Consider the following 21,395-nt stretch of genomic DNA (forward strand, 5'->3'; position numbering starts at 1 on the left):
CGGTGGTGCCAGGTCGACGTCGGTGAGGAGCGCGGCGGCATCCGCTTCGGTCGCGGCCGGCGCCGGCGCGTCGGGATCGACGGACGCTCCCTCGAGCCGCTCGGCGACCTCGGCGGCCGAGAGCGGACCGAGCAGACGCAGCAGGTCGGCGACACCCTCGACGCCGCGCACCCGCCGCGTCGGGTCGAGCCGCTGCAGTTCGCGCTCGTACTGCTCGATGACCCCCGGGTCGAGCAGTTCGCGCATCTCGATCTTGCCGAGCAGCTCACTCAGCAGCGCCGGATCGACCGAGAGCGCGGCCGCGCGCCGCTCGGCGAGGGGCGAATCGCCCTCGTACATGAACGCCCCGACATATCCGAAGAGCAGGTCGCGCGCGTACGGCGACGGGGAGCTCGTCGTCGTCTCGACGAGGCGGATGCGGCGGTCTGCGATGCTCCGCGCGATGCGCAGCAGTGCGGGCAGGTCGTAGACGTCCTGCAGCACCTCGCGCAGGGTCTCGAGGATGATCGGGAAGGTCGGATGCTCTTTCGCGACCTCGAGCAGTTGCGCGGAGCGCTGCCGCTGCTGCCAGAGCGGCGATCGCTTGTTCGGGTTGAGGCGCGGCAGGAGAAGAGCCCGGGCGGCGCACTCACGGAAGCGCGAGGCGAACAGCGCGGAGCCGCCGACCTCGGAGGTCACGAGCTGCTCGAGCTCGTCGGCGTCGAAGACGAAGAGTTCTGCGCCCGGCGGCTCGGCGTCGGTGTCGGGCACGCGCGCGATGATCCCGTCGTCGCTGGCGACGGCGGCGCCCTCGACGCCGAGACGCTCGCGGATGCGCGCGTTCACGGCCAGCGCCCATGGGGCGTGCACATGCATGCCGTACGGGGAATGGAGGATGACGCGCCAGTCGCCGACCTCATCGCGGGACCGCTCGACGGTCAGCGTCTTGTCGGTGGGCAGGCTGCCGGTCGCCTCGCGCTGCTCGCCGATGTAGGCCAGCAGGTTGCCGATGGCGTTGTCGTCGAGGCCCGACTCGCGCAGCCGCTCGGTCGCCTTCTCGGGCTTCGCCGTCGACAGTTCGCGCGAGAACTTGCCGAGCGCTTCGCCGAGCTCAGCGGGGCGGCCGAGGCCGTCGCCGTGCCAGAACGGCAGCTTGCCGGGCTGCCCGTACGCGGGCAGGACGTTGACGCGGTCGTGGGTGATCTCGACGATCCGCCAGCTCGTCGTGCCGAGGGTGAAGACGTCGCCGACGCGCGATTCGTAGACCATCTCCTCGTCGAGTTCGCCGACGCGGGCGTTGCGGGCCTCGCCCGAGATGAAGACGCCGAACAGTCCGCGATCGGGGATCGTGCCGCCGCTGGTGACGGCGATGCGCTGCGCACCCGGCCGGCCGGTGATGGTGCCGGCATCCCGATCCCACACGACGCGGGGGCGCAGTTCGGCGAACGCGTCGGACGGATAGCGCCCTGCGAGCAGGTCGAGCGTCGCCTCATAGGCCGAGCGCGGCAGCGAACGGAACGGGGCCGACCGCTTGACCGTCTCGAACCACCCCTCGACGTCGAGGACGGCCACGGCGGAGGCGGCGATCGTCTGCTGGGCGAGGATGTCGAGCGGGTTCTGCGGCACCGAGATCGCCTCGATCTGGCCCGCCAGCATCCGCTCGGTCACGACCGCGGTGTGCAGGACGTCGCCGCGGTGCTTGGGAAAAAGCGCGGCACGGCTGACCTCGCCGACCTGGTGGCCCGCGCGGCCGACGCGCTGCAGACCGGAGGCCGCCGAGGGCGGCGCCTCGACCTGGATGACGAGGTCGACGGCGCCCATGTCGATGCCGAGCTCGAGGCTGCTCGTCGCGACGACGCAGCGCAGCGCACCCGACTTCAGCTCGTCCTCGACCTGCGCGCGCTGCTCCTTCGACACCGAGCCGTGGTGCGCCTTCGCGAGGATCGCCTCGACGCCGGCCGAGGCCCCCGCCTGCGCCGCCCTGACCGCTCCTCCAGACGTCGCATTCGCGACGCCCGGAGCCTCTGCTCCCGGGACCCTCATTGCCGCGGGCACGGTCTGGTCGGGCACGTCGATGCCGACGCGTTCGGCGTAGATCTCGTTCAGCCGGCCGGTCAGCCGCTCGGCGAGCCGGCGCGAGTTCGAGAACACGATCGTCGAGCGGTGCGCGAGGATGCGGTCGACGATCGCCTCTTCGACGTGCGGCCAGACGGAGCCCGACATCTCGGACGACTGCGGCGGCGTGTACCAGTTGCCGCCGTCGCCGTCATCGTCGTCAGCGGTCGCGACGGGCGCCTCCTCCTCGGGCGCACCCGGCGGCGGGGGCGGGTTCGTGAGGTCGTCGATCGGAACGACCACCGAGAGGTCGAAGGCCTTGCTCGCCTTCGGCGCGACGATGTCCACCGGAGCCGCGCCGCCGAGGAACCGGGCGACCTCGTCGATCGGACGCACCGTCGCCGACAGTCCGATGCGCTGCGCCGGGGTGTCGAGCAGGGCGTCGAGCCGCTCGAGACTGACGGCGAGGTGGGCGCCGCGCTTGGTCGCCGCGACGGCGTGGACCTCGTCGACGATGACCGTGTGGATGCCGCGCAGCGTCTCGGCCGCCTGCGAGGTCAGCATGAGGTACAGCGACTCGGGCGTCGTGATGAGGATGTCCGGCGGATCCGCGAGCAGGCGGCGCCGGTCGGCGGAGGGCGTGTCGCCGGATCGGACGCCGACCGTGACGTCGGGCGCCGGCATCCCCAGCCGCCGGGCCGACTGGCCGATGCCCACCAGCGGGGAACGGAGGTTGCGCTCGACGTCGACGCCGAGGGCCTTGAGCGGGGAGACGTAGAGGACGCGCGTACGGGGGGAAGCGGCATCCGCTCGCTTCTTCGTCGGCTTCGCGTCTTGCCTCGGCGCCTCGGCGACACGGTCGCGGAAGATGCGGTCGAGGGCCCACAGGAATGCCGACAGCGTCTTGCCCGAGCCGGTGGGCGCGACGACGAGGGCGTGCTTGCCCGCCGAGATCGCCTGCCAGGCGCCGGCCTGCGCCGCGGTCGGGGCGTGGAAGGCGCCGCGGAACCAGTCCTGCGTCGCAGGACTGAAACGCTCGAGCACGTCCGCCATGCTCCTATCATCACGCGGACCACCGACATCGGGCCGGGGCTTGCGCCCCGGCCCGCGCGTCAGAGCTCCGTCATCCGGCCGTCCCGCAGTTCCAGCGTGAGCTCGGGACCGATCCGCTCGAGGAACGCGTCGTCGTGGCTGACCACGAGCACGGCGCCCCGATACGCCGACACGGCGTCGACGAGCTGGTCGACCGTGTCGAGGTCGAGGTTGTTCGTCGGCTCGTCCAACACCAGGAGCTGCGGCGCCGGGTCGGCGAGCAGCAGCCGGGCGAGCGCGACGCGGAACCGCTCGCCGCCCGACAGCGCCGACACCGGCCGCAGCACCGTGTCGCCGCGGATGAGGAACCGGGCAAGCCGGTTCCGCAGCTCGGCGTCGCCGACCCCGGGCGCTCCGGCGCGGACGTTCGCCAGCACCGACGCTGCCTCGTCGAGCCCGTCGACCCGCTGCGACAGGTACCCGATCCGGTCGGTGTGCGCCTCGGCCGTGACGTCGTGATGTGCCGAGTGCAGGGCCGAAGCCGCATCCGACCCCGCTCTGCCGCCTTCGGCGCCGGCTGAACCTGCATTCGGCACAGGAAAGGCCTGACCGGGGACTCCGACCGCCCCCGCCGAGGCGACGAGCCGCTCGAGCAGGGTCGTCTTGCCTGCGCCGTTCGGGCCGACGAGCGCCACGCGCTCGGGCCTCTGGATGGTCCAGGAGCGCTCACCGTCGCCGATCGTCGCGATGCGCCGACCGGTGCCGACGCCGGGGTCGGGCAGGTCGATGTGCACCGTGTCGTCGTCGCGCACGCGCCGGCCGGCGGTGTCGACGGCGGCCCGGGCGGCCTCGACCTTCTCGTTCGCCTCGACGCGGAGCTTGCCCGCGGTCACCTCGGCGGAGCGTTTCATGGCCCCCAGCACGATCTTCGGCGCCGCCTTCTTCGCGGCGAGCTTCTTGCCGTGCGCGTTCCGCATGGCGATCGCCGCCTCGACCTGCTGCCGGTCGCGCTTCTCGCGCCGGAGCAGCTGCCGCGCGGCGGTCTCGGCCTGCACGGCCGCGGCCTGCTCGGTGTCGAGCCACGCCTTCCACGCGGAGTACGGGCCGCCGAACACCGAGAGCTCGTGCTCGTAGAGTTCGGCGGTGTCGTCGAGCTCCTCGAGCAGCGCGACGTCGTGGCTGACCACGATCAGCGTGCCGCGCCACGTGCGCACGAGTTCGTGCACCCGCGCCCGCGCGTCGCGGTCGAGGTTGTTCGTCGGCTCGTCGAGCAGCGCGATCTCGGCGCCGCGCAGCCGCACGCCGACGAGCGCGGCGAGCACCGCCTCGCCGCCCGACAGCTCGCCGACCCGGCGGTCGAGCGCCCCGTCGGGCAGGCCGACCTCGGCGAGGGCCGCCGTCGCACGTGCCTCGACGTCCCAGTCGTCGCCGACGGTGTCGAAGTGCCGCTCGTCGACGTCGCCGCGCTCGATCGCACGGACGGCGTCGAGCACCGGCGCGATGCCGAGCACGTCGGCGACGCGGCGACCGGTGTCGAGCGTGAGCTGCTGCGGCAGCAGGTCCACGCGTCCGGCCGTCGAGATGGACCCGGATGCCGGGACGAGGGTCCCCGCGATGAGCTTCAGCAGCGTCGACTTGCCGCTACCGTTTCGCCCGACGAGGCCGGTGCGGCCGCCGCCGAAGGCGCCGGACACGTCGCTCAGCGCGACGGTGCCGTCGGGCCAGGCGTAGGTGACGCGGTCGAGGGTGACCGCGGAGGTGAGAGTGGTGGGCATGAGCGCCTCCCTGTGATGGGGGTGCGCGGACGCCGGCCTCGACGATACGGAGGCAGCGCTTCATGCATCCGGGCAGCACGAGGTGCTGCGGTCGAAGGGGGACGGTCCGCGCCGGTCGGTGAATCGATCACCGGGCGGACCGTCGGAATCGTCCTCGAGGAGGGTCGACGGGTCAGCGCGGGATCACAGCGCGATCGCGTCGACAGCCTTCAACGGCTCTTCCTCACACTCGGGACAGGGACTCGCCCCATGGTAGCCACGAAGACGAGCGGATGCCAGGGTTCGCCCCACCTGCACGGCGGCGAGCCCCGGCATCCGCTCGGATCACACCCGTTCGTGCACCCAGGCCCGCTCGTCACCGGTCCAACGGTTGACCGCGGTCTGACGGCCCGACGCGAGCTCGTACATGCGCGAGAACGCCGGCGCGAAAGCGTCGTTCACGCGGTCCAGCCGGTCCTGTTCCGCACGGATGCCGGGCATCTCGGCACGGAACGCGGCGATCACGGCGTCCTCGTCGATCAGCGTGAGCCGGCCGTTCTCGACCGTGGTCACGCCGTCGACCATGACCCGCACGATGGACGAGCCGTTCTCGCTGTAGACGAGGTGGTTCTCGAGCCTGTTCGTCGGGAGGAAGGCGAGCGTGCCGGTGTCGAACATCACGAGGTCGGCGCGCTTGCCCACTTCGATGGAGCCGACGGTGCGGTCGAGAACGGCGCTCTGCGCACCGCCGATGGTCGCAGCCGTCAGCACCTCGTCGACCGTGGACCACCGGGCCGGATCGGGCTCGGTGACCTTGTGCAGCAGCGCCGCCGTCTTCATGACCTCCATCAGACGGGGCGTGTCGCTCGAGGAGCATCCGTCGGTGCCGAGGCCGAGGTTGACGCCTGCATCGTGGTAGCGCCGCCACGGCAGGACGCCGGACCCGAGCTTCAGGTTGGAGATCGTGTTGTGCGAGACGGATGTGCCGCGTCGCGCGATGCGCTCGATGTCCTCGTCGGTGACCCAGATGCCGTGCGCGAACGTGGTCCGATGGCTCATCGCACCGATCGTGTCGAGGTGTTCGACGAGTGTCTGCCCGCCGTACAGCTCGTCACCCGTCACCGCCTGCGTCTTCGTCTCGAGCACGTGGATGTGCACCTCGGCGTCGAACTCGGCCGCGAGCTGGGTGGCTCCGACGAGCAGGTCGTCGGTGCACCGCTGCGGACCGGAGGGCGCGAGCATGTACCGGACGCGCCCGCCGGCGGTGCCGTGGTGGCGCTCGAAGGCGGTCCGCGAGTAGTCGAGGTACTCGTCGGCCGTCAGCACCGGCTGCGCCCGCACCTGCCGGACGAGCTCGTCGGGCAGCCAGTCGGTCACGAAGGGCAGCGTGTCGACGAAGGGCCGGTTGATGACGTGACCCGAGACGTTCGCCCGGATGCCGATGCTCTCGTACGCTCCCGCGACGGCCGCGAGCTGGTCGAGGTCCTGACCGGGCGTCTCGAGGACGTCATCGACGAGCGTGGTGACGCCGTTCTTCATCGACTCCATCGCGAACATGAGCGTGCGCAGCCGCACGATGTCGGGGCTCGTGGGGGCGCCGCCGAGGATCGGGTAGGAGTACAGCATCCACAGCTCGAGCGGCATGTTGTCGTAGCGGCCCTTGTAGAGGTACTCCCACGAGTGGGTGTGCGCATTGACGAACCCGGGGGTGACGAGCATGCCCGCCCCCTCGATGACCTCGTCGCCGGGTTGTGGGGTGAGGTCCGTGCCGATCTCGACGAAGACGCCGTCCTCGATGCGGAGGTCCCGCGCCACGGGGGTGGATCCCGTCGCGGCATCCATCGTGATCACCTGGGCGCCGCGGATGAAGGTGCCGGTCATGCGCGGACCTCCGCCTCGACGGGCTCGGATCCCGCATCGGCCGTCGGGGCGCCCGTAATGCGGCGCGCCGCCGCGTGGCAGAGCGGTGCCGCGACGATGGCCACAATGATCCCCTGCACGGCGGGGCTGCCGATCCCGGTGAAGGCGCCGAACGCCGCCGCGGCGGTGCCGAGCAGGTAGGCGACAATGCCCGGCCACACGAAGGCTCCGACGCGGGTGACGTCGGTGCCCGGGTCGCGTCGCCGCCAGACGAACAGGTACGTGCCGATGATGACCCCGCCGAGCGGTGGGATGACGGTACCGAGGGTCACGAGGAACCCGGTCAGCGCGTTCGCCACGCCGGTGACGGCGAGCGCGATGCCGACGACCACGCCGATGATGATGAAGGGGCGCTTGTCGTTGCGGTTCGCGAGTTCGGCACCGGCGACGCCGAAGGCGTAGGCCGTGTTGTCGTTCGTGGTCCAGAGGTTGAAGGTCAGCAGCAGGACGCCCATGAGCGCGAGTCCCATCGTGAACAGCAGGGCGGTGAAGTCGGCCTCGCCGAAGGCGATCGCGCCGATGCCGCCGAAGACGAGCATGGCGGTCTCGATGACCAGGAGCACACCGAGGCAGATGAGGAACGCCGTACGCGGGCTCTTCGCGAAGCGCGTCCAGTTGCCGACCTGCGTGCCGCCCGAGATGAAGGTGCCGATCATCATCGTGAGGGCCAGACCCGGCGAGATCGAGCCGTCGCCCGTCGTCGCGAGCATTGCGCCCCAGCCGCCGACCTCGTCCACCGAGACCACGGTGATCCAGATGCAGAGAGCGAACATGAGGGGGACCGAGACCCAGGACAGGATCTCGATGCCTTTGAAGCCCCAGTAGGCCGTCGTCGCCATCAGCAGGCCGCCGAAGATCGCAAGCGGCCACGACACCTCCCAGCCGATCGCGGAGGCGAGGAGGTCGGCGAAGATGCCGACCGTGATGCCGTACCAGCCGACCTGCGTGCCGCCGAGGACGATCGAGGCCCATTTGCCCCCCACGCGGCCGAGGGAGAGCCGTGCGAGCAGGACGGTCGACAGACCGGTCGCGGCGCTGGTCGCGCCGAGTGTCGCGATGTAGAGCGCGAGGACGACCGAGGCGATCGCGGCCAGGCCGACGAAGGCGGCGAAGCCGAACGCCCCGGCGACCTGCCCGCCGGTGACCATGGTGGGGGTGAAGAAGATGAAGCCGGCGACGACGACGAGGATGGCAAACCATCCCTGCCGGGCGCTGAGGGGGACGCGGCCGAGCGGGTAGTCGCGGTCGACGCGCTCCGGGGCGGCGGATGCCGCTGTGGTCGAGGTCATGAGCACTCCTTTCCGAGTGGTCACATCACACCCGCGCCGTGTTTCCGATCCGTTGCACGGGCTCGAAGAGTGGACCGGGTGACAGCCCGGCGCGGCGACGGGTGTACGGATCTCCACCCGCCCGAAACGGGCGCGTCATGGGCGGGAAACGGCCCGGTCGTACCGTGGGCGGCATGACCTCCGCCGCCCCGAGCCTCGGCGACACGGACGTCGACGTCCTCCGGGTCTCGGATCTCATCCATTGGGGACAGCCGCGGGTCGATCTGGTCGGGGACCCGGTGGGCCTCGACCGCACGGTGCGGTGGGGGCTTCCGACCGACCTCCTCGATCCCTCCCCGTATCTGCGCGGCGGCGAGCTCGTGCTGACCTCGGGGATCTCGATGCGGGATGCCGCCTCCCAGCGCGCCTTCGTCGCCGCCGTCCTCCGCACGCGTCCCGCGGCGATCGGGTACGCCCTGGGAGTCGTGGATTCGGCCGTCCCCCCAGCGCTCATCGCGGCGGCGAACGCGGCGGGGATCGCCGTCCTGTCGGTGCCTCCCGACGTCCCGTTCCTCGAGATCACGCGTCGGATCGCCCACGAGCAGCAGCGCCATGACGCCGAGGAACTCGCGCGCGAATCGGTGGGCGCGATCCTCGACATGGTCCGTCGAGGGCTCGCCAGTCCCGTCGTCCTGCGCGAGCAACTCGAGGCGGCGCTGGGCGTCGTGCCCGGTGTGTGGGTGCTGGCCGCTCGGGGGCGCGTCCTGCGGCCCGGGGATCGTTCGCTCGTCGGGACGACCGCCGGTCACTCGATCGCGATCGTGCCCGCGACCCGGCCAGGTCCGCCGCCGGACGACCTGCTCGGGACGGACGTGGGATGGAGCGGTCCCGCGGACCCCGGCGCGCTCGCCGGCGCGCTGCGGGAGGCGGTGGCCGCGGCGTCCCTCGCCTCCCGCCACGGGGCCTCGCGCGGCCCGCGCGACCTCGCGACCTGGGACGGACTCATCGAGCGGCTCACCCCGGAGCAGCTCGCCCCGTTCCGCGACCGGCTCCTCGCCCCGATCGCCGATTACGACGCCCGGCACCGCACCGTGCTCGTCGAGACGCTCGAACACCTCTGCCGCCTCGACGGCTCGGTGCAGGCGGCGGCGGAAGAGCTCTTCGTCCACGTCAACACGGTGCGCAAACGCGTCGGCCGCATCGAGGCACTGACGGGTCTCAGCCCGCTCGACACGCGCGGGCGTGCGGCGTTCCTCGTCGCGCTCGCCGCAGCGGGCTGACGATCAGCCCGCGCGCTTCGCGAGCTGCTTCTCGAGGAACACCCGCACGTCGCCGAGCTCCTCCTCCGAGACGCTGTGCGCCAGGTTCGGGTACACGCGTCCGCTGAGCTCGACGTGGCCCGGCAGCCACTGCGCCGTGTGGTCGACGAACCGCGGCGGGATGACCTCGTCGCGCGCGCCGCGCCCCCAGAACACCGGCGGGCGCACCTCGGCGAGCTCGGCGTCGCCGGGATGCGGCTCGGGGAACGCGTAGCCGGCGAGGTTCACGGCGAACGCCGCGCCGCGTGGCCGCATCCGCAGCATCTGCAGCGCGATCACACCGCCCTGCGAGAAGCCGAGGAGACCGACGGATGCCGCGTCCCCCCGCACCTCGTCGACCCAATCCCAGACCGCCTCGGTCGAGGCGATGACCTCGCCGTGGTCGCGGCTCTCGACGCCGTCGATCGTGAACCACGAGTACCCGGGCATCGGGAACCGGGGGGCGAGCGGAGCCCGCACGGCGGCGACGACGAACGCGGAGGGCAGGTGCGGCACGAGCCCGAACAGGTCGCCCTCGTGCGAGCCGTACCCGTGCAGCAGCACGAGCAGCGGGCGGTCGCCGCGCTCCTCGGCGGGCACGGACCACAGGACGACGTCGGGATCGAGCGGGGAGGCGGCGGCCATGCGTCCATCCTGCACCAGGGCGCCGACACCGCTCCGGCGGCACCGGCGCACGAGCGGGGCGGTGCGGCATCCGCTCGGGTATACATGGAGGCATGGCCGTCCGCACTCCCGACCCCGACCCGAACGAGCGCGACGACGAGGGGGCCGCGCGCGATCCGCTGCGGGGGCTCGGCTCGTCGATGGGGCGGCCGGGGTCTGCGAGCAATCCGGCCTGGCTGAGCGACGTCGAGCTCGCGGAGGCGCGTCGGCGTCTGCCGATGCTCTACGTCGAGGCGGTGCCGGTGCGACTGGACGGCATGGGGGCGGTGACCGAGGTCGGCATCCTGCTGCGCGCGACACCGATGGGGGAGATCTCGCGCACGATCGTGTCGGGCCGTGTGCGGTACGGCGAGACGGTGCGCGACGCGCTGTTCCGTCACCTCGAGAACGACCTCGGCCCGATGGCCTTCCCGCTGCTCCCGCCGCAGCCCGCGCCGTTCACCGTCGCGGAGTACTTCCCGATCCCGGGCGTCAGCGCGTTCCACGACGACCGTCAGCACGCCGTCTCGCTCGCCTTCGTCGTGCCGGTGACGGGCACGTGCGAACCGCGTCAGGACGCGCTCGAGGTGACGTGGATGTCGCCCGAGGAAGCGGCATCCGACGCCCTCGCCGCCGAGATGGAGGGCGGCCGGTCGACGCTCGTGCGGCAGGCGCTCGCCTCGGTCGGCGCCCTGCGCTGAGCCGGGCGCCCTGCGCTGAGCCGGGCGCCTCGCGTCTGGCGCCGAATCACCATCCACCTGCCGAATCACCACCGAAATGTCGGCATTCGAGTGGTGTTTCGGCATTCCGGCGGTGACTCGGCGACGGTGGACGCGCAGGCGCGGCCGCGGAGTCGGCGCCCTGCGCTGAGCCTCAGCCGCGGGTCAGGCGCGAAAGCTCGGCGACGAACGCGTCGACGTCCGACTCGGTCGTGTCGAACGAGCACATCCAGCGCACCTCGTTCTTCGAGGCATCCCAGTCGTAGAAGCGGAACGACTCGCGCAGCCGGTCGGCGACGCCGTCGGGCAGGATCGCGAACACGCCGTTGGCCTGCGTCGGCTGGCTGAAGCGCACCCCGGCGATCGACCCGTCCGCGAGCCCCGCCTCGACGGCGGAGCGCAGGCGCGCGGCCATCGCGTTGGCGTGGCGGGCGTTGCGCAGGTAGAGGTCGTCCTCGTACAGCGCGATCAACTGGGCCGAGACGAAGCGCATCTTCGACGACAGCTGCATGTTGAGCTTGCGCAGGAAGGGGAGCCCCGCGGATGCCGCGGGGTCGAGCACGACGATCGCCTCGGCCGCGAGCGCGCCGTTCTTCGTGCCGCCGGCGCTGACGACGTCGACGCCCGCGTCGAGCGTGAACGCGCGGATCGGCAGGTCGAGGGCCGCTGCCGCGTTCGACAGCCGTGCGCCGTCGAGGTGCAGGCGCATGCCGCGTGCGTGCGCGTGATCGGCGAGGGCCCGGATCTCGTCGGGCGTGTAGAGGGTGCCGAGCTCGGTCGACTGCGTGATCGAGACGACGAGCGGCTGCGCGCGGTGCTCGTCGCCCCAGCCCCACGCCTCGCGGTCGACGAGCTCGGGGGTGAGCTTGCCGTCGTCGGTGGGCACGTTCAGGATCTTGATGCCCGCGACCTTCTCGGGAGCGCCGCCCTCGTCGACGTTGATGTGGGCGGTGGATGCCGCGACCACGGCGCCCCAGCGGGGGAGCATCGACTGCAGGCCGGTGACGTTCGCGCCGGTGCCGTTGAAGACGGGGAACGCCTGCGCGTCGTCGCCGAAGTGGCGGGCGAAGACGTGCTGCAGGCGCTCGGTGTAGAGGTCCTCGCCGTAGGCGATCTGGTGTCCGTCGTTCGCTGCGGCGAGGGCCGCCAGCACCTCGGGGTGCACCCCTGAGTAGTTGTCGCTGGCGAAGGAACGGATCGTCGGGTCGTGGAGCGTCGTCACCGCTCCAGCCTAGGTCGCGCGCGGACGCTCTTTCCCGTGTCGGAGGCCGGCGATACCCTCGCGGCATGAGCGACGCGACGCCGGCATCCCGCACCGTCCCGCCCGGCGGCATGCGCACGTTCCTGCACGTGCTGGTGAACACGGCCGTCGCGAACGTCACGACGAGCTTCCTGTGGTTCGCTCTGACCTTCTGGGTGTACCTCGAGACCGAGTCCGTGCTCGCGACAGGCATCATCGGCGGCGCCTACATGCTGCTGCTCGCGATCTTCGGCATGGTCTTCGGCACCCTCGTCGACCGGTTCCGCAAGCACGCCGTCATGGTGTTCTCCGGGGTCTTCACCCTCGCCGCCTTCCTCGCCGCCGGCGCGATCTACCTCGCGCAGGCCGAGTCCGCGATCCTCGACCTCGGCGGCCCCTGGTTCTGGCTCTTCTCGGGCATCATCCTCATCGGCGCGGTGGTCGAGAACCTCCGCAACATCGCCCTGTCGACGACCGTGACGCTGCTGGTCCCCACGGAGCGCCACGCCAACGCGAACGGTCTCGTCGGCACCGTGCAGGGCATCGCGTTCATCGTGACGAGCGCCCTGTCGGGTCTCGCTGTCGGCTTCGTCGGCATGGGTGGCACGCTCGCCGTCGCGATCGCCTTCACCGCGGTTCCCCTCGTCCACCTGTTGTTCGTCCGCATCCCCGAAGACGCGCCGACGCCCGACCCGGGCTCGAAGATCCTCGACGTCCGGGGCGCGGCGGCGGCCATCCGCGCCGTCCCCGGGCTGTTCGCGCTCATTCTCTTCTCCACCTTCAACAACCTCATCGGCGGCCTCTACATGGCGCTGATGGACCCCTACGGTCTCGAACTCTTCGACGTGAAGATCTGGGGCGTCGTCCTGGCGGTGACCGCGACCGGCTTCCTCATCGGCGGCGGCATCGTCGCCGCGAAGGGCCTCGGCACGAACCCGATCCGCACGCTCCTGCTCGCGGTGGCGGCGATGGGGCTGCTGGGTGCGGTGTTCACGCTGCGCGAGTGGTGGTGGCTGTACGCGCTGGGAATCTGGGCGTACATGACGCTCGTCCCCGTGATCGAGTCCGCCGAGCAGACCGTCATCCAGAAGGTCGTGCCGTTCGAGCGCCAGGGCCGGGTGTTCGGCGCCGCGACGGCCCTCGAGGTGTCGACGGGGCCGATCACGTCGTTCGCGATCGCCCCGATCGCCGAGTTCTGGATCATCCCCGCCCTGCGCACCGACGAGGGCCGGCGCACCTGGTCCTGGCTGCTCGGCGAGGGCGAGATGCGCGGTATCGCGCTCATCTTCCTCATCGGCGGGCTCGTCATGGTGGCCGCGGCGCTCGCCGCCTTCCTCACCCGCTCCTACCGGACGCTCTCGGCCGAGTACCGCGAGGCGCCCGAGACGACCGAAGCGGATGCCGCGACCCCCGGCATCCCGTCATCGTCCCGCGAAGCGGTGGGCGGCGTCGCGGGCGAGTGAGCCGCGCCGGGCACTGACCCGCGGCAGCCGGCTTCCCCCGGAGCCGGCCGCCGCGGATCAGGCGTCGGTGGCCCGGATGCCGGCCACGCCGGCGATGACGGGACGCATCTTCTTCTCGAGGGCCTCGAAGAACATCGACAGCGGGAACTCGTCGTCGAGGACCGCGTCGGTGTAGCCCTTCGGGGGACCGGCCAGGATCTCGTCCGACAGGCCGCGGGCCCACTGCGAGGCGGGGTGGGGGGTGACCGTCTGGCGGACGAGGTCGTAGGCGGCGAGCCAGTGCGCGACCTTCGGGCGGTCGATCGACTCCCAGTAGAGCCGGTCGATCGCGTCGCTCAGGGCGATGACGGCGTCGGCGACGCGGTCCCACTCGAACGCCAGCGAGGTGTCGGTCCAGTGCAGCACGCCGCGCTGGTGCAGCCACGCGAACAGCAGCTGCCCGCCGAGCCCGTCGTAGTTGCGCACGCGCGTGCCGGTGATCGCGAAGCGGAAGATGCGGTCGAAGATGACGGCGTACTGGACGAGTCCGGCGTGCTCGAGCATCTCGGTCTCGGCATCCGTCAGCTGGGCCTTCGCCGAGAGGCCCTTCTCGATGGCGACGCATTCGCGGAAGGCGGTGAGGTCGCAGCGCAGCTCCTCGAGCGAGTACAGGAAGAACGGCATCCGCTGCTTGATCATGAACGGGTCGAACGGCAGATCGCCGCGCATGTGCGTGCGGTCGTGGATGAGGTCCCACATGACGAACGTCTTCTCGGCGAGGCGCTGGTCGTCGAGCAGCCGCGCGGCGGCGTCGGGCAGGTCGAGCCGGGTGATGTCCGCGGCGGCGCGCACGACGCGGCGGTAGCGGGCCGCCTCGCGGTCCTGGAAGATCGCGCCCCAGGTGAAGGTCGGGATCTCGCGCATCGCGACCGTCTCGGGGAAGAGCACGGCCGAGTTCGTGTCGTAGCCGGGCGTGAAGTCGAGCAGGCGGAACGACACGAACAGGCGGTTCGTGTAGGTCTGCTCGAGCTCGGCGATGAACTCGGGCCAGATCGTCTCGACGAGGACGGCCTCGACCTTGCGGTCGCGGGTGCCGTTCTGCGTGTACATCGGGAAGACCACGAGGTGGCGCAGGCCGTCGATGCGGTGCTCCTGCGGCTGGAAGGCGACGAGCGAGTCGAGGAAGTCGGGCACCCCGAACCCCTCCGACACCCAGCGCTCGAAGTCCCGGACGCTCGCTTCGAGGTAGGCGGCGTCGTGCGGGAAGGCGGGGGAGAGCGAGCGGATGCCGGCGGTGATCGCCTCGACGTGGCGGCGGGCGGCGTCGTGGTCGGCGGCGTCGGGCACCGAACCGTCGGTGGTCTGCAGTTCCTGCAGGGCGGTCGCGGCATCCCGCAGCATCGCCCAGGCCGCGGAGGTCTCGGCCGTGCGGGCGTCCTCGACGACCTCGGGCATCCCGATGATCGTCGGCGCAGTGGTGACGGTGCTCATGGTGGACCTCCTATCGGTTCCTCACGGTTTCCTCGCGCTGATGCGGGAAGATTTCCGGTCATTTCAGGGTAAGGCCGTAAGGATCTCGTGTGCAACCCGCCTGCGGTACGGTCGGAACGTGGCCGCAGACGAGACCGACACCGCCGACACCGCGATCATCGCCGCCCTCTCGGCCAACGCGCGCGCGACGCTCAACGAGCTGTCCGCGGTCGCCGGGCTCTCGGTCTCGGCGACGCAGGCGCGCGTGCGCCGGCTCGAAGCGCGCGGGCTCATCTCGGGGTACCGCGCCGTCATCGACCCCGAGGTCGCGGGCAAGCCGCTCGCCGCGTTCGTCGAGATCACCCCGCTCGACCCCGGGCAGCCCGACAACGCCCCCGAGCTCATCGCGCACCTCGATGAGATCGAGGCGTGCCACTCGATCGCCGGCGACGCGGCGTACATGCTGTTCGTGCGCGTGGCCACCCCGCGCGACCTCGAGCGGCTGATCCGCGACATCCGCTCGGCCGCCTCGGTGGGCACCCGCACGACCGTCGTCCTGCAGACCTTCTTCGAGCACCGTCCGCTCTCGCCGGCCTGACCCGCCTCCGCCCCTCACCGCCGAGTCACCACTCGGTTGCCGAATCACCATCGCGATGTCGCCAATTCGGTGGTGATTCGGCACAGGGGCGGTGATTCGGCGCCGGGCGGTGCGCGTCGGCGAACCGCGTGCGGGTGTCAACGGGAGGCGACGGACCCCGAGGCCGCCTACCGTGGCAGCATGAGCGACACCCCGATCGGTTCCGAGGTCCTCGTCGTCGCCAACGCCCGCTCGGGCGCCGCTCTCGGGCGACCCGATCGCGTCCCCGACGTGCAGCGACGGATGCCGGGCGCCACCGTGCACCGCCTGGGTGAGGACGAGACCCTCGACGACGTCGTCGCGGCGGCCGTGGCCGACGACAGTCCGCCGCGGGTCCTCGCGATCCTCGGCGGCGACGGGTCGGTCTCGCGCGCCGCGCACCTCGCTCGCCGCCACGACCTCACCCTCCTGGTGCTGCCGAACGGCACGTTCAACCACTTCGCGCGCTCGGCGGGGATCGAGGAGGTCGACGCCGGGCTCGATGTCTACGCGGCGGGACACGTGCGTCCGGTCGCGGTCGCCGAGGTCTCGGTCGACGGCGGCGATCCGATCACGGTCCTCAACGCGGTCTCGCTCGGGGCGTACCCCGAGTTCCTCGCCGAGCGCGAGCGCCGCACGAGCCTCGGCAAGTGGTGGGGCGGCGCGGTCGCCGCCTGGCGCGAGGTTCACGGCGCCCACCCCGTCGACGTCGTCCGCGGCGGCAAGCGCGCCCGCGTGTGGTCGGTGTTCGCGGGCGTCGGGCGCAACGACCCCGACCACATCGCGACGATGCAGCGGGCCACCCTGCACGACGCCGTCATCGACGTCCGCGTCCACCACGCCCGCGGGTCGCGGCTGCGCGCCGTCGCCTCGCTCGCCTTCGGGAAGAACACCGTCAAGGTCCTCCGCGCGCTGCGGGTGATGCCCCCGGCATCCGATCTGGAACGGATCCTCGACGACGACTTCGAACTCGAGGTGGCCGCCGGCAGCGCGCCCGACATCTGGGTGCACGACGGCGAGCTCGAAGAGGTCGGCGCCGACGGATTCCGGATGCGGGTGCGCGCGGTCGCGGACGGTCTGCGGGTCTACCTCCCCGCCGCCGACGGCTGAGCGCGGGATACATCCCGGGGCGGATGCCGCGCTGCCGCCGACCGCGTAGCGTCGGGGGAGTGTTCCGCAAGCTCCGCCCCTCCCAGGCCGCCGTCGATGCGGCCGTCGCGGTGCTGTTCGCGCTGGTGGCGCTGCCGTACGAGCTGAACACCGGCACGATGTCGTCACCCATCGGCGGGTGGTCGGCGGTCCCGGTCGTCTTCCTCCTGGCCGGCGCTCTCGGCCTGCGACGGTACTCGCCGGGTCTCGCGCTCGCCGTCGCCTGGGTCGGCGCCGTCGTGCAGATGGGTCTGGGCCGGGGGCCGGGCTTCGCCGACATCGCGATCTTCGCCGTCCTGTACGCGACGGCGGCCTACGGGTCGCGCCGCGTCTTCTGGTTGGGGCTGTCCTCCGTCGTCCTCGGCGCCGGGACCATCACGGCCTACCTCTTCCGCTGGGCGTTCCTCGGCATGGGTTCGCTGTCCGACATCCCGACCCTGGTCTTCGTCCTGCTCGCCGCCCTCTTCGCACTCGGCCTCTCGTGGACCGCCGGCGCACTCGTCCGCACCGCCCTCCGCGCCCGAGCGAACCGCGCGGCGCAGTCGCGGGCCGAGGAGGAGACCGCGGCCGAGCAGGAGCGCACCCGCATCGCCCGCGACATGCACGACATCGTCGCGCACTCGCTGGCCGTCATCATCGCGCAGTCCGACGGCGCGCGGTACGCGGCGGCATCCGATCCGAAGGCGCAGTCCGACGCCCTCGGCACGATCTCGTCGACGGCCCGGGCCGCGCTGTCGGACGTGCGCCTGCTGCTCACCCAGATGCGCCACTCGCAGGCCGAGGGGCCGCAGCCGACGCTCGCCGACCTCGAGCAGCTCTACGCGCAGGTGCGGGCGGCGGGCACGCCGCTGCGCGTCGACGTCGACCCCGCTCCCACCGCCGAGGTCCCCGCCTCGGTGCAGCTCGCCGTGTACCGGATCCTGCAGGAGGCCCTGACCAACGCGATCCGCCACGGCGGCGACGGCGGAGTCGACGTCGCGCTCGCGTGGCATCCCGACCGCCTCGACCTGTCGGTGCGGAACGACCTCGGCGACGTGTCGACGGGTGAGAAGCGCGCCCCCGGTCACGGGCTCATCGGCATGCGCGAGCGGGCGCAGCTGATCGGCGGCCGCCTGGACGCCGCCCCCGCCGGAACGTCCTTCCTCGTGTCGGGATCGCTGCCGATCGGCGCACCCGCCGCATGATCCCCACTGGAGACCCCGCATGACCCCGATCCGCGTCGTCCTCGTCGACGACCAGGCACTCTTCCGCGCCGGCATCCGCATGGTCGTCGCTTCGCAGCCCGACCTCGAGGTCGTCGGCGAGGCCTCCGACGGCGCGCAGGCCATCGAGGTCGTCCGCGCGACCCGGCCCGACGTCGTGATGATGGACATCCGGATGCCGGTGATGGACGGACTCGCCGCGACCGAGGCGCTGCTGGCCGACCCCGACCCGCCCAGGGTCGTCATGCTCACGACGTTCGACCTCGACGAGGCCGCCGCGCGGGCGATCCAGCGCGGTGCCAGCGGGTTCCTGCTGAAGGACGCCGACCCCGAGTTCCTGCTCGCCGCGATCCGCACGGTCCACGCCGGGTCGTCGGTCATCGCCGCGTCGGCGACCCGCGACCTGTTCGCCTCGCTCGGCGGGCCGACCCGTCCGGTCCCGCCCGCCTTCGACGCCCTCACCGAGCGCGAGCGCGAGATCTTCGGGCTCGCGGCGCGGGGCCTGTCCAACGCCGAGATCGCCGCGCGCGAGTTCCTCTCCGAGGCCACCGTGAAGACGCACGTCAGCCGCATCCTCGCCAAGTTGAGCCTGCGCGACCGCGTGCAGCTCGTCGTCTTCGCGTTCGAGCACGGCCTGGCCTGACCCACCGTCGCGACGGAGGATGCCGGATCATCCTCACGATGTACGCGGAGGCGCCGTCCGGCCGACGCGGCGCGGGCGGCCTCCTCCGTAGCGTCGAAGACATGGAGATCACGACCACCGACCTGGGCCTCGCCGCCCGCGTCCAGCACCTGACCAAGACCTACGGCGGGGGCGAGTCGATCGTCCGCGCACTCGACGACGTCACCGTCGGCATCCGCCGCGGCGAGTTCACCGCGATCATGGGCCCGTCGGGCTCGGGCAAGTCCACCCTCATGCACATCATGGCGGGACTCGACGCCCCGGCCTCCGGCCGCGTCTGGATCGGCGACACCGACATCACGGGCCTGTCCGACGTCGAGCTGACGATCCTGCGTCGCCGCCGCGTGGGCTTCGTCTTCCAGTCCTTCAACCTGGTCCCGACCCTCGACGCGATCGGCAACATCCTGCTGCCGTTCGACCTCGACGGGCGCCGGCCGAGCACGCAGGAGCGCACGCGCATCGATGGGCTCGTCGAGACGCTGGGCCTCGGCCCGCGCCTGCGGCACCGCCCCCACCAGCTCTCGGGCGGGCAGCAGCAGCGCGTCGCGATCGCCCGCGCCCTCGCGACGGCGCCCGACCTCGTCTTCGCCGACGAGCCGACCGGCAACCTCGACTCCCGCAGCGGGCGCGAGGTGCTCTCGCTGCTCGCCGCCGCGAGCACCGAGCACGGTCAGTCCATCGCCATGGTCACGCACGACCCGGTCGCCGCGTCGTACGCCGATCGCGTGCTCTTCCTCGGCGACGGCCGCATCGTCGCCGACAAGCCCCGTCAGAGCGCCGAGCAGATCTCGGCCCACATGCTCAGCGCGGAGGTGACCGCGTGACCGCGCTCGCTGCGCCTACGACCCCGCCGGTCACGGTGTCCGACGCCGCTCGCGCCCCGCGCCTCGCGTGGCTCCGTGAGCGGGGCATGGGCGCGACGATCCTCGTCTCGGCGATCTCGACGGCCTTCGGCGTCGTCCTGCTGTCGGCGACGGGGTACATCTCGGTGGTCCTCGCGGCCAACCCGATGTATGGGAAGTCGGACACGATGACCGCGGTGCTGATGCTGCTCAGCGGCATCCTGCTCGCCGTCGCCGTCTACGTCGCCGCCATCGTCACCGCGAACACGTTCTCGACGATCATCGCCGGCCGCACGCGGCGCATCGCCCTCCTCCGCCTCATCGGCGCGACCGCCCGTTCGCAGCGCGCCGAGGTCGCGACGCAGGGTCTCGCGGTCGGCGCGATCGGTGCCGTCCTCGGCCTCGTCCTCACGACCCTCGCGATGCTTCCGGCCGTCCCGCTCCTCGACCGGGCGCTGGGTGTGACGAGCAACTGGTCCCCCGTCCAGGCAACCCTGCTCGTGCCGGCCGTCGCCGTCGCCCTCACGACGTGGATCGCCGCGTGGTCGGGGTCGCGTCGGGTGCTCACCGTCACGCCGCTCCAGGCGCTCGGCGGATCGGTCGAGCGCTCGTGGGAGGAGATCGCCGAGAATCGTGGGCGCAAGGCCGCGGCCGTCGTGCTCGGCGTCATCGGTGCCGTCCTGCTGGGCGGGGGGCTGTTGCTCGGGCTGCTGAGCCCGATCGGCGTGCTCGTCGCCTTCTTCGGCGGGCTGTGCAGCTTCACCGCCGTCTCGACCAGCGCGGTCTCGATCATGCCGCCGCTGCTGAAGGTCACCGGCCGCTTCTTCGGGAAGTCGGTCACGGCGCGGCTGGCCGCCGAGAACGCCGTCCGGTACCCGGAGCGGTCGAGCCGCATGGCCATCGGCGTCGTCATGGGCGTCGCGCTGGTCGTGATGTTCGCGGTCGCGGCCGAGTCGGCCAAGTCCCTCGTCACCGCCTCGAGCGGCGGCGAACCCGACGCAGCCTTCAACCAGATGATGGACACCTTCTCGACGGTCATGATGTCTCTCGTCGCCGTCAGTGCGGTGATCGCGGCGGTCGGCCTCGTGAACCTCCTCACGATCGGCATCGTGCAGCGCAAGCGTGAGCTCGGGCTCCTGCGGGCGCTGGGTCTCACCTCGGCGCAGATCCGCCGGATGGTCCTCATCGAGGCCGCGCACGTCACGGTCACGGCGCTGCTGTTCGGGCTCGTCCTCGGCGTCCTCTACGGCTGGGTCGCCGCGCAGTCGCTGCTCGGCTCGGTCGCGATGCCGCCGCTGTGGCAGTCGCCGACGTTCGTCGCACCCGCGATCCCGCTGCTGCCGGTGGCGATCGTGATCGTCGCCACCGCCGCCCTCACCCTCGGCGCCGCCGTCGCCCCGACGCGGATCGCGACCCGCACGGTGCCCGTCGAGGCTCTGTCGGAGTAGGCGCGCCGTCGCGCGCAGATCGTCGCCCCTTCGTGTGACCTGTCCGGGTCGCACGGAGGGGCGGCATCCATCCGTCAGTCGGTCTCCGCGGCGGGCGGGTCGTACGACCAGGTCGGGGCGAGGGCCCGCAGGCGGATGCCGCGGTACTGCCACGCCGCCCACAGCATCGGCCACAGCGGCACCGCCGCGATCCCGCCGATCGTGAGGCGATCGCGCCACAGCGTCCGCGACGGATCGCCCGGCAGCGGGCTGACCGCCATCTGGTGGTCCCAGACGTCGAGCGCCGCGAGGGGACCGGTGAGCGGGATGCCGCTGTCGCGGAAGATCCGCACCGGACCGTTCGCGTCCTCGGTGTAGCGGTCGCTCGCGTGGATCAGCTGCTGACCGACGGGGAGGAGGCCGAGGGCGCGGATCTCGACCGGGACGTCGGCGCCCGGCTCGAACGAGGTCGGGAGCGAGGCGGCCATCGGCGCCATGTCGAGGAGCGGTCCGTACAGCTCGGTGACCGCCCGCGGCGAGTGCAGGGCGCGCCACGCCGCATCCGCGGTGCAGTCGAGTTCGAGTTTCAGCAGGATCCGCATGCCTCCACTCTCGCATTCCGGCGGGGGAGTCGGTA

General features: G+C 72.0%; 17 protein-coding genes. 9 read left to right on the forward strand and 8 right to left on the reverse strand.

The genetic code is table 11. The features are described 5' to 3' along the window. From NH287_RS05515 to codB, 4 genes are all read right to left on the reverse strand, one after another. Window positions 1–3,087: DEAD/DEAH box helicase (locus NH287_RS05515; RefSeq protein ID WP_253034803.1), on the reverse strand; the 3,087-nt coding region annotated here is incomplete at its 3' end. A gap of 59 nt (window positions 3,088–3,146) precedes the next feature. Next, complete coding sequence (locus NH287_RS05520) at window positions 3,147–4,841, reverse strand: ABC-F family ATP-binding cassette domain-containing protein (protein ID WP_253034804.1); 1,695 nt, start codon at window positions 4,839–4,841, stop codon at window positions 3,147–3,149. A 324-nt stretch (window positions 4,842–5,165) separates the two neighbouring features. After that, window positions 5,166–6,701, reverse strand: a complete 1,536-nt coding sequence (locus NH287_RS05525) for an amidohydrolase family protein (protein ID WP_253034805.1) — start codon at window positions 6,699–6,701, stop codon at window positions 5,166–5,168. Further along, window positions 6,698–8,029: a cytosine permease gene (gene codB, locus NH287_RS05530; RefSeq protein ID WP_253034806.1), complete on the reverse strand. Its 1,332-nt coding sequence runs from the start codon at window positions 8,027–8,029 to the stop codon at window positions 6,698–6,700. The genes NH287_RS05525 and codB overlap by 4 nt, the downstream gene beginning before the upstream one ends. Before the next feature lie 173 nt (window positions 8,030–8,202). Here codB and NH287_RS05535 point away from each other — a divergent pair, with 173 nt between their 5' ends. Continuing rightward, window positions 8,203–9,288 carry a PucR family transcriptional regulator gene (locus NH287_RS05535; RefSeq protein WP_253034807.1) on the forward strand — a complete coding sequence of 362 codons (1,086 nt, stop codon included), beginning with the start codon at window positions 8,203–8,205 and terminating at the stop codon, window positions 9,286–9,288. 3 nt (window positions 9,289–9,291) lie between these two features. Here NH287_RS05535 and NH287_RS05540 read toward each other — a convergent pair whose 3' ends face one another. Further along, window positions 9,292–9,951 carry an alpha/beta hydrolase gene (locus NH287_RS05540; protein WP_253034808.1) on the reverse strand — a complete coding sequence of 220 codons (660 nt, stop codon included), beginning with the start codon at window positions 9,949–9,951 and terminating at the stop codon, window positions 9,292–9,294. A 92-nt stretch (window positions 9,952–10,043) separates the two neighbouring features. Between NH287_RS05540 and NH287_RS05545 the strand changes: the two genes are divergently transcribed. Beyond that, the gene (locus NH287_RS05545; RefSeq protein ID WP_217529510.1) at window positions 10,044–10,670 is read left to right on the forward strand and encodes an NUDIX hydrolase family protein; all 627 of its coding nucleotides are present in this window, start codon (window positions 10,044–10,046) and stop codon (window positions 10,668–10,670) included. Window positions 10,671–10,842: 172 nt separating this feature from the next. Here NH287_RS05545 and NH287_RS05550 read toward each other — a convergent pair whose 3' ends face one another. Further along, window positions 10,843–11,910, reverse strand: coding sequence for a low specificity L-threonine aldolase (locus NH287_RS05550; protein ID WP_217529508.1), 1,068 nt, complete (start codon window positions 11,908–11,910; stop codon window positions 10,843–10,845). A gap of 65 nt (window positions 11,911–11,975) precedes the next feature. On the opposite strand from NH287_RS05550, the gene NH287_RS05555 reads away from it, so the two are divergent. Next, window positions 11,976–13,391 carry an MFS transporter gene (locus tag NH287_RS05555; RefSeq protein WP_253034809.1) on the forward strand — a complete coding sequence of 472 codons (1,416 nt, stop codon included), beginning with the start codon at window positions 11,976–11,978 and terminating at the stop codon, window positions 13,389–13,391. A gap of 57 nt (window positions 13,392–13,448) precedes the next feature. On the opposite strand, the gene NH287_RS05560 is transcribed toward NH287_RS05555, so the two are convergent. After that, on the reverse strand, window positions 13,449–14,861 hold the full coding sequence (locus NH287_RS05560) for a DUF6421 family protein (RefSeq protein WP_253034810.1): 1,413 nt from the start codon (window positions 14,859–14,861) through the stop codon (window positions 13,449–13,451). A gap of 118 nt (window positions 14,862–14,979) precedes the next feature. Here NH287_RS05560 and NH287_RS05565 point away from each other — a divergent pair, with 118 nt between their 5' ends. The 6 genes from NH287_RS05565 to NH287_RS05590 all read left to right on the forward strand — a co-directional run bounded on the left by NH287_RS05565 (window position 14,980) and on the right by NH287_RS05590 (window position 20,779). Continuing rightward, window positions 14,980–15,438: an Lrp/AsnC family transcriptional regulator gene (locus tag NH287_RS05565; protein ID WP_217529504.1), complete on the forward strand. Its 459-nt coding sequence runs from the start codon at window positions 14,980–14,982 to the stop codon at window positions 15,436–15,438. Between the two features lie 180 nt (window positions 15,439–15,618). Next, the gene (locus NH287_RS05570; protein ID WP_253034811.1) at window positions 15,619–16,566 is read left to right on the forward strand and encodes a diacylglycerol kinase family protein; all 948 of its coding nucleotides are present in this window, start codon (window positions 15,619–15,621) and stop codon (window positions 16,564–16,566) included. 59 nt (window positions 16,567–16,625) lie between these two features. After that, the gene (locus NH287_RS05575; RefSeq protein WP_253034812.1) at window positions 16,626–17,789 is read left to right on the forward strand and encodes a histidine kinase; all 1,164 of its coding nucleotides are present in this window, start codon (window positions 16,626–16,628) and stop codon (window positions 17,787–17,789) included. 19 nt (window positions 17,790–17,808) lie between these two features. Continuing rightward, the gene (locus NH287_RS05580) at window positions 17,809–18,450 is read left to right on the forward strand and encodes a response regulator transcription factor (protein WP_253034813.1); all 642 of its coding nucleotides are present in this window, start codon (window positions 17,809–17,811) and stop codon (window positions 18,448–18,450) included. Window positions 18,451–18,551: 101 nt separating this feature from the next. After that, entirely contained in the window at window positions 18,552–19,313 is a 762-nt protein-coding gene (locus NH287_RS05585) for an ABC transporter ATP-binding protein (protein WP_253034814.1), read from the forward strand. Continuing rightward, complete coding sequence (locus NH287_RS05590; protein ID WP_253034815.1) at window positions 19,310–20,779, forward strand: ABC transporter permease; 1,470 nt, start codon at window positions 19,310–19,312, stop codon at window positions 20,777–20,779. Before NH287_RS05585 ends, NH287_RS05590 begins: the two co-directional genes overlap by 4 nt. Before the next feature lie 74 nt (window positions 20,780–20,853). Here the strand turns inward: NH287_RS05590 and NH287_RS05595 are convergent, their stop codons facing one another. Continuing rightward, on the reverse strand, window positions 20,854–21,360 hold the full coding sequence (locus NH287_RS05595) for a hypothetical protein (protein WP_253034816.1): 507 nt from the start codon (window positions 21,358–21,360) through the stop codon (window positions 20,854–20,856). Window positions 21,361–21,395 lie beyond the last annotated feature (35 nt).

It is taken from the genome of Microbacterium sp. CnD16-F (genome assembly GCF_024124465.1).
Taxonomy (GTDB): domain Bacteria; phylum Actinomycetota; class Actinomycetes; order Actinomycetales; family Microbacteriaceae; genus Microbacterium; species Microbacterium gawkjiense.

Excerpts from the sequence above, each read along its gene's own strand:
- NH287_RS05525 (WP_253034805.1), bottom strand. The coding sequence starts at position 6,701 with ATGACCGGCACCTTCATCCGCGGCGCCCAGGTGATCACGATGGATGCC.
- NH287_RS05555 (WP_253034809.1), top strand. The coding sequence starts at position 11,976 with ATGAGCGACGCGACGCCGGCATCCCGCACCGTCCCGCCCGGCGGCATG.
- NH287_RS05570 (WP_253034811.1), top strand. The coding sequence starts at position 15,619 with ATGAGCGACACCCCGATCGGTTCCGAGGTCCTCGTCGTCGCCAACGCC.
- NH287_RS05520 (WP_253034804.1), bottom strand. The coding sequence starts at position 4,841 with ATGCCCACCACTCTCACCTCCGCGGTCACCCTCGACCGCGTCACCTAC.
- NH287_RS05580 (WP_253034813.1), top strand. The coding sequence starts at position 17,809 with ATGACCCCGATCCGCGTCGTCCTCGTCGACGACCAGGCACTCTTCCGC.
- NH287_RS05540 (WP_253034808.1), bottom strand. The coding sequence starts at position 9,951 with ATGGCCGCCGCCTCCCCGCTCGATCCCGACGTCGTCCTGTGGTCCGTG.
- NH287_RS05595 (WP_253034816.1), bottom strand. The coding sequence starts at position 21,360 with ATGCGGATCCTGCTGAAACTCGAACTCGACTGCACCGCGGATGCGGCG.
- codB (WP_253034806.1), bottom strand. The coding sequence starts at position 8,029 with ATGACCTCGACCACAGCGGCATCCGCCGCCCCGGAGCGCGTCGACCGC.
- NH287_RS05560 (WP_253034810.1), bottom strand. The coding sequence starts at position 14,861 with ATGAGCACCGTCACCACTGCGCCGACGATCATCGGGATGCCCGAGGTC.
- NH287_RS05545 (WP_217529510.1), top strand. The coding sequence starts at position 10,044 with ATGGCCGTCCGCACTCCCGACCCCGACCCGAACGAGCGCGACGACGAG.
- NH287_RS05585 (WP_253034814.1), top strand. The coding sequence starts at position 18,552 with ATGGAGATCACGACCACCGACCTGGGCCTCGCCGCCCGCGTCCAGCAC.
- NH287_RS05535 (WP_253034807.1), top strand. The coding sequence starts at position 8,203 with ATGACCTCCGCCGCCCCGAGCCTCGGCGACACGGACGTCGACGTCCTC.